Source organism: Bowdeniella nasicola (assembly GCF_900107735.1).
Classification (GTDB): domain Bacteria; phylum Actinomycetota; class Actinomycetes; order Actinomycetales; family Actinomycetaceae; genus Bowdeniella; species Bowdeniella massiliensis.
Map to the genome: position 1 here is coordinate 1 of NZ_FNQV01000007.1, position 12,183 is coordinate 12,183.

16 protein-coding genes are annotated in these 12,183 nt (G+C 60.2%); 5 read left to right on the top strand and 11 right to left on the bottom strand.

Features of this window, described 5'->3' with window-relative positions; translation table 11 throughout:
- Positions 1–241 (bottom strand): helix-turn-helix domain-containing protein (locus BLU67_RS06285; RefSeq protein WP_143027354.1); only part of this gene is annotated, 241 nt, incomplete at its 3' end.
- 119 nt (positions 242–360) lie between these two features.
- On the opposite strand from BLU67_RS06285, the gene BLU67_RS06290 reads away from it, so the two are divergent.
- On the top strand, positions 361–936 hold the full coding sequence (locus BLU67_RS06290) for a MarR family winged helix-turn-helix transcriptional regulator (RefSeq protein ID WP_092563812.1): 576 nt from the start codon (positions 361–363) through the stop codon (positions 934–936).
- Between the two features lie 18 nt (positions 937–954).
- On the opposite strand, the gene BLU67_RS06295 is transcribed toward BLU67_RS06290, so the two are convergent.
- The 4 genes from BLU67_RS06295 to ligD form a co-directional block, all read right to left on the bottom strand.
- Positions 955–1,686 (bottom strand): DinB family protein, encoded by a 732-nt coding sequence (locus BLU67_RS06295; RefSeq protein WP_092563815.1) that lies wholly within the window; start codon positions 1,684–1,686, stop codon positions 955–957.
- Positions 1,687–1,751: 65 nt separating this feature from the next.
- Entirely contained in the window at positions 1,752–2,192 is a 441-nt protein-coding gene (locus tag BLU67_RS06300; protein ID WP_092563818.1) for a YtoQ family protein, read from the bottom strand.
- 355 nt (positions 2,193–2,547) lie between these two features.
- On the bottom strand, positions 2,548–2,832 hold the full coding sequence (locus BLU67_RS12405; protein ID WP_222842402.1) for an ATP dependent DNA ligase: 285 nt from the start codon (positions 2,830–2,832) through the stop codon (positions 2,548–2,550).
- On the bottom strand, positions 2,763–4,919 hold the full coding sequence (ligD, locus tag BLU67_RS06305; RefSeq protein ID WP_222842403.1) for a non-homologous end-joining DNA ligase: 2,157 nt from the start codon (positions 4,917–4,919) through the stop codon (positions 2,763–2,765). The genes BLU67_RS12405 and ligD overlap by 70 nt, the downstream gene beginning before the upstream one ends.
- 29 nt (positions 4,920–4,948) lie before the next feature.
- On the opposite strand from ligD, the gene BLU67_RS06310 reads away from it, so the two are divergent.
- The 3 genes from BLU67_RS06310 to BLU67_RS06320 are packed head-to-tail and all read left to right on the top strand — an operon-like array spanning position 4,949 to position 7,372.
- Positions 4,949–5,785 (top strand): non-homologous end joining protein Ku, encoded by an 837-nt coding sequence (locus BLU67_RS06310; protein WP_092563821.1) that lies wholly within the window; start codon positions 4,949–4,951, stop codon positions 5,783–5,785.
- A gap of 15 nt (positions 5,786–5,800) precedes the next feature.
- Positions 5,801–6,760 carry a GIY-YIG nuclease family protein gene (locus tag BLU67_RS06315; RefSeq protein ID WP_092563824.1) on the top strand — a complete coding sequence of 320 codons (960 nt, stop codon included), beginning with the start codon at positions 5,801–5,803 and terminating at the stop codon, positions 6,758–6,760.
- Between the two features lie 60 nt (positions 6,761–6,820).
- Positions 6,821–7,372: a GNAT family N-acetyltransferase gene (locus BLU67_RS06320; protein WP_092563827.1), complete on the top strand. Its 552-nt coding sequence runs from the start codon at positions 6,821–6,823 to the stop codon at positions 7,370–7,372.
- A gap of 71 nt (positions 7,373–7,443) precedes the next feature.
- On the opposite strand, the gene BLU67_RS06325 is transcribed toward BLU67_RS06320, so the two are convergent.
- Positions 7,444–8,718, bottom strand: a complete 1,275-nt coding sequence (locus BLU67_RS06325) for a recombinase family protein (protein ID WP_261977060.1) — start codon at positions 8,716–8,718, stop codon at positions 7,444–7,446.
- Positions 8,719–8,861: 143 nt separating this feature from the next.
- Positions 8,862–9,128, bottom strand: coding sequence for a hypothetical protein (locus BLU67_RS12250; RefSeq protein ID WP_176780717.1), 267 nt, complete (start codon positions 9,126–9,128; stop codon positions 8,862–8,864).
- A gap of 492 nt (positions 9,129–9,620) precedes the next feature.
- Here BLU67_RS12250 and BLU67_RS06335 point away from each other — a divergent pair, with 492 nt between their 5' ends.
- Positions 9,621–10,130: a hypothetical protein gene (locus BLU67_RS06335; protein WP_176780718.1), complete on the top strand. Its 510-nt coding sequence runs from the start codon at positions 9,621–9,623 to the stop codon at positions 10,128–10,130.
- Between the two features lie 38 nt (positions 10,131–10,168).
- Here BLU67_RS06335 and BLU67_RS12550 read toward each other — a convergent pair whose 3' ends face one another.
- The 4 genes from BLU67_RS12550 to BLU67_RS06355 all read right to left on the bottom strand — a co-directional run bounded on the left by BLU67_RS12550 (position 10,169) and on the right by BLU67_RS06355 (position 11,876).
- A complete protein-coding gene (locus BLU67_RS12550) occupies positions 10,169–10,345 on the bottom strand; it encodes a hypothetical protein (protein WP_261977054.1) in 177 nt (58 codons plus the stop codon).
- Positions 10,346–10,694: 349 nt separating this feature from the next.
- Entirely contained in the window at positions 10,695–11,018 is a 324-nt protein-coding gene (locus BLU67_RS06345) for a VOC family protein (protein WP_222842405.1), read from the bottom strand.
- Positions 11,019–11,280: 262 nt separating this feature from the next.
- A complete protein-coding gene (locus BLU67_RS06350) occupies positions 11,281–11,583 on the bottom strand; it encodes a HigA family addiction module antitoxin (protein WP_092563833.1) in 303 nt (100 codons plus the stop codon).
- 11 nt (positions 11,584–11,594) lie between these two features.
- On the bottom strand, positions 11,595–11,876 hold the full coding sequence (locus BLU67_RS06355; RefSeq protein ID WP_092563836.1) for a type II toxin-antitoxin system RelE/ParE family toxin: 282 nt from the start codon (positions 11,874–11,876) through the stop codon (positions 11,595–11,597).
- Positions 11,877–12,183: the final 307 nt, after the last annotated feature.

Consider the following 12,183-nt stretch of genomic DNA (forward strand, 5'->3'; position numbering starts at 1 on the left):
AACGGAGCGAGAGGATGCGATGCTCACGCTTCTTTGGGAGCCGGTTTGGTGAGGTGCGCGGGCGGGAGGAACGGTCTGTGAGTGGCAGACCAGCGCGATAACGTGCCGCCCATTTCTGTGCGGTCGAGGGCGAGACTTGGAGCCGTTGGGCTGCGCGCCTGATTGGCCAGCCCTCGTCCACGATCAGGATGGCAAGACGGCGGCGCCCTTCGGGTGTAAGGGGTGCGTTAGCGTGAGACATGAAGACCTCCGGTGACTGGATGCGAGTGTGGTAACCCACATCCTGCCGGAGGTCTTCATCTCATCTCGACCGTTCGCAACGTCCCAAGGAACTACAGCTAGTGCGCTAGTGTGTGGGTCATGAGCGAAGAGTTTTCGGCGACGAACTCCGCGATGCTCTACAACCTGTTCTCTGCCGACCCCGACGAGCAACTCGTGGAGCGCGGAGCCTTGTCCGAAGAAGAGATCGGACAAATCACCGAGGTTATGACGGCGCTAGCCCAGCTGCGCCAAGTCGAAGATGACCTGTTCGAGGCTTCCCAGCGATACATGAAGCTTGGGCGCACCGACATGCAGGCGATCAGGTTCCTCATCGTCGCGCACAACATGGGAACGGCCGTCACGGCTGGGGCGATTGCCGCTCATCTGCGAATCTCGACGGCCTCCACAACCAAGCTTCTCGATCGCTTGGAGCATGGCGGCCACATTACCCGCGAGCCTCACCCCACGGATCGACGCGCGATCGTCATCAAGGTAACCCCCGAGACCATGCGGACCGCGATGTTGACCGTTGGCCGGCAACACGCCAAACGGCTTCATGCCGCTGCGCGACTCAGCCCAGACGAACGGCGAGTCGTCGTCCGTTTCCTCACCGATATGGCGCAGGAGATCGCCTTGACCGACGGCGAGTGGCACGTAGCGACGCCGGAGCATTAGCCAAGATGCTCCCCCACATCATCCGGTGAGTTTCGCCAGATCGCGGGTGATGTAGCGCAGATGAGCCCACTCCTCTTCTAGGATCACTCGGATACAGTCGCCGACGGTCGGGCGCCAATCATCCCCACCCCACGGGTTGCGCCGTTCTTCGGCTAGTTGGTCATCCGTGGCCTGAGCAAGGAAATCGGTGACCATCTGTTGGCGTTGGTGGCGGACCTCGAGAATCTCATCGAAGCTGGGCTCATCGTCGCGGAAGATTGACACGTCGAACCCCATCTCGGCGGCCCCGGTGAAGATCTGACCGATCTCGTGGAAGGGCTGGTCCTCTTCGAGGATCCCGCCGCGTAGCCACGCGTCGGTCGCAAGGATCAAATGCCGCAGTGTCTCCGCCAGCGACCACTCATCATCGACGCACGTATTGATGAGTTCGGCAGGTGTGGCATCGACGAGATCCGCCCAGGCAAGCTGGACCGCTTCCCACCCCTGCTCCAAACCCGTGACGGTCTGTGCCTTTTGCAGTTCACGCCCCGGGAATTGCCGGTTGAGTTCTGCGTCGACAAATGGGACAACGTCGACACCGTTGACGATGAGGCTGCCAAAGAATAGGTCATGGCTGTCGATATCTAAGCCATCAACATCAACGCTTCGCATCTTCATGCCGCTGACGTCGGAGTGAGCGATAGTTGCGCCCTTAAAGGTCGATCGGATGAACGTTGCACCGTCGAAGTTGGCGCGAGAGTGTGTCTCCATTGGCCAATCCTCCGCCGATGGAACCACGCTGTCTAGAGGTGGCGGCGAGAGAAGCCCTCGCTCCCTCAGCCGGCCAGAACGTAGCGCAGGGTCTCCACGACTTGATCGGTCGTGGTGCACCATGCCTGAGCTTGGGCGTCGACTTCCTTCAAGGGGTGAACGATATCGGGATCGTGCAGCGTGATGTACGGCTTGTTGAGCGCTGCGCAGTAGCCCGCGTCGAATGCCGCATTCCACTGCTTGTATTTGTCACCAAACCGGACGACGACGAGATCGGCCTTCTCAATCAACGTTTGCGTTCGAATCGCATTGACCTTCGCCGACTGATGATCGCGCCAGAAATCGCTGGGAACTTCGCCGAGGTGATCGCCTGCCGCATCGCTTGCGGGGTGGTCGGTTACGGGGGCGGTGAAGACGATGTCGAGTCCGGCCTCGCGGGCGCCGCGCTCGATCTCCTCTCGCCAGTTGGTGTGGATCTCTCCGGATAGGTAGACAGTGAAAGTCATCGCTCAACGCTCCTTCGTCACGACGTGGTTCTGACCTCCACGCTACCCATCGCTCGAAACCTGACAACAGGAGCGAGGAGAAATCCGCGCTATCAGTAAACTGGCGAGCATGAGGAAGAGACTCTCCGCGCTCCTTCTCGCCTTTAGCCTTTGCCTCGCCGCCTGTTCACAGCAGAGCACACAGCCCGACGCCGCGAGCTCTTCTCCTCAGTCGGCGGCCACCACGTCACCGGCCGATGCGGCCGCCGACCAGCAGTTCCCCGATGTCGTCAACCGTTCAGCATTCCAGATGGCGTCACGGAGGTCGTGATCGAGGGCCCGTCGAGCGCGCGGTAGCACTCACAAATCGCGCGGTCTAAACCTCCCAGCGCACGTTGGCGACGTCCTTGTCTTGTCGAAATCCGCGCCACGATGCCTGGCGAACTCGGCCGTGCCGGGTGCGGCCCGCAAGTGCGACTTCGCCAACGAGTTTGGGGCTCACCCACCACGCATCGCTGCTGTCTTCTTTCGGAACGTCGTCGATGGGCGGGGTCTTGCGTTCAATTCGGCGGAGCGTCTTCTCGATTTCGGTTAGTTGGGAGTCGGTGAACCCTGTGCCAACGCGGCCGGCATAGCGCAACTCGCCGTCGTCGCTTGGCACCGCGACAAGGAGGGAGCCGATTTTCCTTCGCGTGCCCCCTTGCCTTCGCGAGCGCCGATGATGACGACTTCTTGATGCTGGTGCGTCTTGAGCTTCAGCCAGGCAGTGGCCCGTTTACCGGGCAGGTAGGTCGAGTCCATCCGCTTCGCGACGACACCCTCGAGCCCGAGCTCGCGGCTCGCAGCGCTTGCCGTGGCAAGGTTGCCGGTGAACTCCGGCGGAACAGCGACGTATTCGCCGTCGGCGACGTGTTCCTTCAGGAGCTTGCGTCGCTCCTCGTAGGTTTCTTTGAGAAGCGAGCGCTCGCCGAGACGCAAGATATCGAACACCATGTAGCGCAATTCCGCGTCGTCGGGCACCTCCTCATCGCCCTTCAGGACGGCTTGCAGGAGGCTGAAGTCTGGGCGGCCGTCCTCATCGAGGGCGACGAGCTCGCCGTCGAGAATAGCCTCGCCATCGATCAATTCGACCAGTTCGGATGCTTGCGGAAGGACCTCAGTGAGGTCCTTGCCGTTGCGGCTCGCGAGTGTCACCGAGTCTTCCGTGACGCCAGCAATGATGCGGTAGCCGTCCCACTTCATCTCGAAGGCCCACCGCTCGCCGTCGCTCTCCCCCAGGCTGATGTCGGCGGGGTTACCGACACTGCACAGCATTGGCTCAGGTAGGTCGGCGACGCTGATGGAGGTGTGCGCCTCAGGTTCATCGGCGGTCTCGGGTTGGTCCTTCATGAGCTGCATGAGCCACGTGTCTTCGCCACCCATACCTTTCGTGCGGATGAGGGCGAACCGCCGAGGCACGCCGCCGAGCCCGCCATCCGGTTTGCCGTGCAGGAGTGCGATGATCTCCTTGCCCTCACGCCACTTCTCGCGTTCGTAGGTGCCCGCGTCCCAGATGGTGACCTCGCCGGCGCCATATTCGCCTTTGGCGATCGTGCCTTCGAATGTGCCGTATTCGAGCGGATGGTCCTCGGTCTGGACGGCGAGCCGGTTGAGGTTGCGCCTCAGTGGCACTCCCTTGGGGACCGCCCAGCTCACCAGCACGCCCGCATATTCGAGCCGGAAATCCCAGTGGAGGTTACGAGCGTGATGTTCCTGAATGACGAAACTTGGTTGGTCGCTGTCCGCTGCGTGAGGCCTTGTCGTGGGGACCGGCTCGGCGGTCTTCGTCGCATCGCGCATCGAGCGGTAGGTATCGAGCCGGTCGGCCCCGAGAGCAGCGATCGGATCGATGCCCTGCGCGACGCGTTCAAGGACTTCTTCGTAATCCAGCTGACGCAACTCTCCCGATTCGATCTCCTCCCACGTTCGGGGAGCCGCGACCATAGGAGTGGTCCGGCCGCGCAGCGAGTAGGGGCTGACCGTGGTCTTCGACGCGCTATTTTGCGACCAGTCGATGAAGACCTTCCCGGCCCGGTCCGCTCGCTTCATGGTGGAGATGACCTCATCGGGATGGTCCGCCTCCAACGCCTTGGCGAGTTCATGCGCGACCTTGGAGACCTGATCAGAATTTGAGCGTCCGTCGAGCGCTGTATACAGGTGGATTCCCTTTGAACCGGACGTGACCGGGAACGTCGCCATGCCCATGTCGTCGAGGATCTCGCGGCACCACGACGCCACCTCCGCACACTCCGCGAGCCCAACGCCCTCGCCCGGGTCGAGGTCGAGAACGAGTCGGTCAGGATTGCGCGGCTGGCCGTTGCGCCCAAATCGCCACTGCGGGGTGTGCAGTTCGAGAGCCGCGACCTGCGCAAACCACGCGAGGACCGCAGGCTCGTCGGCAATCGGATAGGTGTTCGTACGACTCTTGTGCTTAATGTTCCCGGTGGGAATCCACTCGGGCGCCGAATCTTCCAGGTCCTTGCGGAAGAAGACTTTTCCGGGCTTTTCCGCGGTCCCAACCCCGTCGACCCAGCGTTTGCGAGTCACCGGGCGTCGCGTGATTTGCGGGATGAGAACATCGGCGACGGCGAGGTAGTAGTGAATGACGTCGGCCTTGGTGGTCCCCGTCTCGGGGTAGAGCACCTTATCGAGGTTCGTGACGGTCAGTGAACGATCACCGACCTGAAATGTCTTGCCTTGCCGCGCCATCGCTGCCCTTTCCTCGGTAGTGTCATGGTATGCGAGCGATATGGACCGGAGCCATCACATTCGGGCTGGTGAATGTCCCCGTCAAGGCATACAGCGCCGTAGAAGACCACGACATCTCCTTCCATCAGGTGCACGATGCCGACGGTGGCCGCATCCGCTATGAGCGACGCTGCGAGGTGTGCGGCAAAAAGGTCGAGTACAAGAACATCGACAAAGCGTTCGAAGAGGACGATAAGACCGTCATCATGACGGATGAGGATTTCGAGTCACTACCGGAATCCGAGAACGACGAAATCGAGGTCGTCCAATTCGTGCCATCGGACCAGGTCGATCCGATCATGCTCGAAAACACCTATTACCTCGAGCCGGCCGGCAAATCCCCAAAGTCCTACCTCTTGCTGCGCCAAACCCTGGAAAAGACGGACCGCACCGCTATTGTCACGTTCGCGCTGCGGCACAAAACTCGCCTCGGCGCCCTGCGGGTGCGCGGAAAGGTGCTCGTGCTCCAGGGATTGCTCTGGGCCGATGAAGTTCGCGAAGTTGATTTCAAGGGCACGAAGTCACGCGCGAAGATCTCCGATAAGGAACTCGAGCTCGCGGGTGCGCTCGTCGACCAATTCGCCTCAGACTTCACGCCCGAGAAGTTCGAAGACGAATACCAGATCGAGCTACGCAAACTCATCGACGCCAAACTCAAAGCCGGCGACACCATCGATACCGAAGCAACCTTCGGGGAGCGCCCCGACGATGAGTCGGCGGACGATGCCGAAGTCGTCGATCTGATGGAGGCGCTTAAAGCGTCACTCGATAAGAAGCGCAAGAAGCCCGCCAAGAAGACGACGAAGAAGAGCTCCAAAAGCGCCTAGTACCGCGAGGAAGTCGTGAGTAGCGCTGATCGATGGGAGCGGTTCGATTTGTCCCATGCCGCTTCGCCCGCCCCCGTGTTCCGAGCCCGCGGAGCCGGCATCTACGTCCTCGAGTTCGCTAACGGCGAGTACTACGTCGGGAAAACAACGAATCCCACCCAGCGGCTCACAACCCACGTCCGGCGCTGGGGCGATGTTTCAGCAATTCTCTTTCGTGATGTCGCCTACGAGGACCTCGACAGCATCGAGCGCGCCACAATTAGACAACGTCGGGCGGCGGGTTGGAAGCTGCGCAACGTCAAACATAATCCGGGTCATGCTCAGCCCAGCACTTTCGATGATGTGCTGCCCGTTGTCGAACAGCATCATTGGGCACTCGGCAATGCTTCGTACGATCTGGCTGAGCTGGTTGTCGCCGCGAAGAGGGACACTGAACGCCCAACAAAACTCACGAATTCGACTCTCGGCTCCACTCAGCTCTATCCCGGTTTACGGGTTGCGGAAGCTGTGCTCCTCGACCTTGCAAGTGTCATCGAAAGCGGCATTCCCGAAGTCGTGAGCACCGAGCGAACCTACTGGACGATTACGGACTACCCCGCGACATCAGGTGGTCGGTTCGCCACGTTGAATGTCGGTGATATGGAAATCCTCTTCTTTCCTCGTTCGCGTGGGGATCACTCGGGATTGGCAGCCATCCTTAACGTCGCACCCGATGACCGTCTGCCATGTCGCATCGCCGGAGGATACACGGCTCCAAATTTCACCAGTTACCGCGCGTCGGGCCCGGTGACTCACCTCATCGTCCCCCTAGGTCGTGTGTATGACGCGCTCCAACACCCCACAGTTCTAGCGTCGCTGCGAAAGCTAGTACTCATGCTGATGAGGTCCTCGACATCTGCCAAGTTCGCACGATGGCATAGTGCTGAACTTGCTCGCAGGGCCTTTGCGATCATCGCAGACGAGCAATCGCAATAACCCCTACATTGCCGCTGAAGCGTGCCACCCTGCGCGTCAGCCAGCCGTTAGCCTTGTCAGATGAGGACTGTCTATCCCCTTCGCACTGATCGGCTCCTCCTGCGACGCCTGGTCGAGGAGGACATCGATGTCATCACCGAGTATCGCAATGACCCAAAAATCGCAGAATTTCAGGATTGGGAGCTTCCGGTAACGCGCGAAAGAGTCGACCGTCAGGTCGCCAGGATGTCGACTTGGACCGATATCGTTCCCGGCGAACCATGCAATATCGGCATCGAATACGACGGCGAGCTCATCGGTGATCTGTATGTCGGGCTCGACGAACACGGTGGCGTGGCAGAAATCGGCTTCACATTGCGAGCGGGATACCAGGGCAGAGGCTTTGCGCATGAAGCGGCGCATGCACTCATCACCGATCTCATCGAACGTCTAGGCTGCCATCGGATTTTTGGCCAGCTCTCCCCCAAAAATGCCCGATCCGCCGCTCTGCTCGCAAAACTCGGCATGCATCTCGAATGTCTGTCTCCAAAGTCCTTCTGGTGCCGCGGCGCATGGGACGACAACATGGTCTACGCCATGAGCGATTCCGAGTGGCGCGCAAGCGCGGTGTAGTAAAGCACTTCAGTGCAGCACGAACAGCGCGAGTGCTCGGCTGGGTGATCCCTGTCGCTGCCTGTTCATATTCACGCTGTAGCACGTCTCGGAAGCGGCTGATAGCGGTCGCGCGCACGCTTCAAGTCACGCGCCTCAAGCAATCCTTCGTCATAGTCAGCCTGGACGCGAGCGAGTTTTGCACGAAGGTCACTAAGTTCTTTGTCGATGGAGGCAACGTCACCTTTGTTGGCTTGAGGCAGCAGGTCCGCCAGGTCGTCACGACCGAGGCGAGCACGGATAACGGCCAGCACGAAATCATCGACACCGTGAGAGCGCACTAAACCACACGCAGCACATCGGTAGCGATCGGAGTGCGTACGCATTGGTTGACCACACTCGTCACAGACATAAAGGCCAGAACCAAGATGACGGCGCGTGTTACGACGCTCTTTATTGGTCAATCGGTCGGGACTATCGAGCTCTTCTTGCACGCGCCACCAAAGATCGGGCGGAACAATCGGCTCCCACTGTCCTACGACAGGCTCGTTGGTGTCAGGATCACGCACGATATTGGCGTGACGGATGTACTTATCCTTCACGCCCTTACCCCTGGCCTTCTTATAAGTGGAATACCCAGCGTAAACCGGGTTACGCACAATGGAGTGAAGTGATGTATATGCCCACGGTTGCGCGCCGGGAACAGGTTTCTCTGCCTGGCCTGCAGCGCGGCGGCGGGCGTTGCGTTCCTTGACCACGGTGTGCATATGCCGTGGAGTGGTCGGAATATCCGGCAAGCCCGGCTGGTCTGAGCCAGACAGGGCGCGGGCGATGTCGCGCATGGAATTACCACGCTCAAGAGCACGGTAAATACCTAAAACAGCTTCAGCCTCAGAAGGGATAACCTCGCCGGCAGAGGTGTAACCGATAGGACGTACGCCACCAGAACACCAGCGACCCTGCTCAGCACGCTGTCGTTGAGCACGGGACTGCCTAGCCCCTTTGCGCTCTACCTCGCTGAAGGCCACGGCTGCTTTGATACGTGCGTAGATTCTGCCGCCATCGGTGGCGAGGTCAGCATCGCCGTTCGCGGTAACGAGCTTGAGTCCATGCTGCTCGGCCCTGTCGATCCACTCTTCAAGCTGTGCGGGCTGTCGTGTGAGACGGTCGAAATCCCAGCAGATGATTGCCTCGATTTCTCCGCGCTCATAACTGGCGACCATCGCGTCGTAGCCAGGACGATCTACGTCTTTCTTAGAGGCAGAGATCGACTGATCTACATAGGTATGTACGACCGTCCAGCCGCGCCGCGACCGCAAGGTGCTCGAGGAGGGATCACCCCACGAGGGCGGTGGTGAGCAGCGCATAGTCAGCACCGAGTAGCGCCGTGAACCACGTCGAGATTGAGATACAGACGACCCGGCAGGGAATGACTTCTCCCGTAAGGCACGGAGGCCCCCCAAGGCCGAGTGGAGCATCGCGCACGGCGACCGGGAAAGTAGCCGGACAACTATTCCCCGTCTCCGGACAGTTCAAGCTGTCTGGAGTTGTCATGGCGTACTCCCCGCCTCCCTCGTCCGACCTCACCCACTACCTCAACCTCACCGACGCCGTCGAACTTGGCTTCGGCGCGTATCAGACCCTTCGGCGATACATCGCCCAGGACAAGCTTCCTGCGGTCAAGGTTGGAGGCCGCATCAAGGTTCTGCGGTCTGACGTTAATGCCCTCGCGGTCCCAAAGCGACAGCCCACCTTCGAGGAGGTCGAGGCCGCCCATGCAGGACGAATGACCCCATCGTCGCCGGTGATATGCGATTCATTCATTCGAAAGCCATTCCTCACGGTGAGAACTGAAAAATGTCTGCGAGTCGGCCACTGTTTGATAAAAAACTGCAGATTCTTTCGAAAACAGAATTCCGTTCGTCTGAAATCGTTCGGCGCCTTAGCCGGGAGGAATCAGCGAACGCCGTCCTTGCCAAGGAGAACAGCCCACATGTCCATTCCGCCGTATCCCGACGGATCACATAATTCACCTGCCGATCAGCAGCTGAACCAACCTCCGATGCAGGAGTAGGGCCAGCAGCCGCATTACGAGCAGCAGGGACCCCAAGAACAGTACGGGCAGCACCAGGGCTACCGAGAGCAGAACGGCGCGGGCGGCGGCGCTGCGCACGCATCAGCGCAGAAGAACCCGTACTTTGATTTCACTGGATACCAGTTCCGGATGCCCACATCGTGGCCGAAGTCGGCAGGAGATGCGCTTCCGTCAATGCGCGGTGGATTCGGCAAGATCTTCAAGACCGCTGACATGCCCATGGATGCCAGAATCGGCTACTGGATCTGGCTCGTCGGCTGCGTCTTGACCATTATCGCCTGGTTCTTTTCGAACATGGCGATTGTGATCGGCATTGTCGTCAGCTCGCTGACCCTCGTTGGAGCAGGAATGATGAGTCTCTTCGGCGAAATCCGCTGGGGCGTCGTCATCGCCTTCTTCGCGACGATGATCCTGCAGCTGATCATGCTGCTTCTGCAGCTGGCGCTCACCCTGAAGATCAGGGAAGGCTCCGAATGGGCGCGAGCAGGCCTGACAGCCATCACAGTGCTCACCATCGTCTACTCGATCATCCTCACCATCGCAGGTCTCGAATCCGGTGGTGAAGCGATCGCAGTGGCCATCATCTCGACCCTTCTGATTGCGTTTTTCTGGCTGCCGCAGGCAAACGCATGGTTCATCAGAACCACTGAAGAAGCTGACCGGGCGTCGGGCATGAACCCCTAGCCGCACAGCTGATTTCAGAAGTGACCGAAGAGCGTTCCCTAGTCGATAACCAGGGAACGCTCTTCGCTTACAACGAGCACCCCTGCTCCCCGAAGCGCTTCTCCGAGAACATCGTTGACCGCCCACTCAAGAGAGTCAAGGGCGTCTTCTCCCCCGCTGATGGCATCAGCCTCGCAGTCGCTGACGCGGATGAGCGCGGCCCCGCCAATGGACACAACGCCATCATCGTCAGAGCCGTGTTCTTCAACTATGCGCGCCCACGCGGGGTCCAGCGCACCCGGGGTGCAAACACGCACCCGGACTCGGTATGCCAGGTCTTGAGTTGTGTGCCGATCAAACCAGTCATCAGACACTTTCCACAATGTCATGCTTCAAGTATCAGACCAGACAGCAGACACTGCAATGAGCGGGGCACCCCGCTAAACGTTGAACCTGAACTCGACCGCGTTCCGTAACCGATTGCAGTCTGCGCAGCAGACCCCCTGGGCTCGCGATTGGAGGATCGGAGGGCGGCACGCATCACGATGGACGTCGTCTATGTGAACCCGAAACCAGCCAACCTCTTCATCTCACGAGAAGACAGAAGGGATGCCCGGCGGGATCGGCCAGCACGTAGAGCGGTTCGTCGGGATCGTCAGTGCGATCAAGCAAGACCCGAGCCCCGATGGACTCGGCACGTTCTCTATGTCGCTCAAGTTCGGCGACGCTGGAGACGGCGAAGTCCATGTGCATCTGCATCGGAACCGCCTCCGACGGCCACGTAGGTGCGGCCGTGTCACGCTTCTTCTGAATCGCCATGACACGACGGCCTTCAGAGCTCACGAGCACAAGCCAATCAGCCGTGTCGGCGCTGCCTTGGGGCGGCTCATCCCCCTCGCGGTAGCGCAAACCCAGGAGACGACGCTAGAACTCCGCCAGTCCTCGGCAGTCAACCGCTTCGATGGCAGTGTGTACCAGCTCCGGGAACTCGCCAGCTTCTGTATCCCCGCCACACACGTCGTGGCTCATGCGACCTCCAGTGGTGCGATCTCCGCTAGCTCACGGGCCAGGCGATCTTGGGCCCGCTGCAAGGCGTACCGCGACTGCACGTTCAGCCAGTACTGCGGCTCGATGCCGAAGTAACGCCCCAGGCGCAGCGGCCCGCACGTCGTCACGACACCCGCTGAAGCGGGATGATACCGGCAACCTCGTCGGCCAGTTGGGCGCGCTGAATGCGTAACTCGTAGTGGGACTGCAAGTTCATCCAGAACTCCGCCGACGTCCCGAAGTACCGGGCCAGACGCACGGCCGTGTCGGCCGTAATGCCCCGCTTGCCATGCACGATCTCGTTGATCCGCCGGGGCGGAACACCGATGGAGACCGCCAACTTGTTCTGCGTGATCCCGAAACCCTCGATGAAGTCCTCCATCAGGATCTCCCCCGGATGGATGGTGGGAATCTTCTCGTTCGTCATGTTGCCTCCCTTCAGTGGTAGTCGACCAGTTCGACGTCATCGGCCGCGCCATCGGTCCAGCGAAAGCAGATACGCCACTGGTCATTGACGCGAATACTGAACTGACCTGCCCGGTCGCCCTTCAGCTGCTCCAACCGGTTTCCCGGCGGAACGCGCAGATCCTCCACATCTCGCGCAGCGTGCAGGTACTCCAGCTTGCGAAGCGTCGCGCGCTGGAGTTTCGGATCCAGCGCGCGGACGTAGATCTCGTCCCAGATCCGAGCCGTGCGCTTGTCGGCGAAGGATCTGATCACGAATCCAGTATATGACGGTAGCCATCAATAACGCTAGACGTTAAACCGGAACTCGACCGCATTCCGGTGATTTCGGAAACTTTAGTGCTAAGGCTGTCTCATGGGCTGCCGGAAAGCGGATTTCTGAGCCTCTGACCTGGGGATTGAAGGGCGTTGCGGCCTCGCATGCACAACCCGTCGGTGGCTGCTGACCACGATAGCACCCAAGGTGATTGGCTGGCCGATGGAGGACTGGCCGGCGCAAGTCGCAAGCTGGCCCTCACGCACGCCCGCTCAGATCTGCAAGGTGGACCTACATGTTCGCCTT

What these genes read in the sequence shown, in the direction of transcription:
- BLU67_RS06290 (WP_092563812.1), top strand. Translation starts at nt 361, where the DNA reads ATGAGCGAAGAGTTTTCGGCGACGAACTCCGCGATGCTCTACAACCTG.
- BLU67_RS06295 (WP_092563815.1), bottom strand. Translation starts at nt 1,686, where the DNA reads ATGGAGACACACTCTCGCGCCAACTTCGACGGTGCAACGTTCATCCGA.
- BLU67_RS06300 (WP_092563818.1), bottom strand. Translation starts at nt 2,192, where the DNA reads ATGACTTTCACTGTCTACCTATCCGGAGAGATCCACACCAACTGGCGA.
- ligD (WP_222842403.1), bottom strand. Translation starts at nt 4,919, where the DNA reads ATGGCGCGGCAAGGCAAGACATTTCAGGTCGGTGATCGTTCACTGACC.
- BLU67_RS06310 (WP_092563821.1), top strand. Translation starts at nt 4,949, where the DNA reads ATGCGAGCGATATGGACCGGAGCCATCACATTCGGGCTGGTGAATGTC.
- BLU67_RS06320 (WP_092563827.1), top strand. Translation starts at nt 6,821, where the DNA reads ATGAGGACTGTCTATCCCCTTCGCACTGATCGGCTCCTCCTGCGACGC.
- BLU67_RS06325 (WP_261977060.1), bottom strand. Translation starts at nt 8,718, where the DNA reads ATGCGCTGCTCACCACCGCCCTCGTGGGGTGATCCCTCCTCGAGCACC.
- BLU67_RS12250 (WP_176780717.1), bottom strand. Translation starts at nt 9,128, where the DNA reads ATGGGCGGCCTCGACCTCCTCGAAGGTGGGCTGTCGCTTTGGGACCGC.
- BLU67_RS06335 (WP_176780718.1), top strand. Translation starts at nt 9,621, where the DNA reads ATGCGCGGTGGATTCGGCAAGATCTTCAAGACCGCTGACATGCCCATG.
- BLU67_RS06350 (WP_092563833.1), bottom strand. Translation starts at nt 11,583, where the DNA reads ATGACGAACGAGAAGATTCCCACCATCCATCCGGGGGAGATCCTGATG.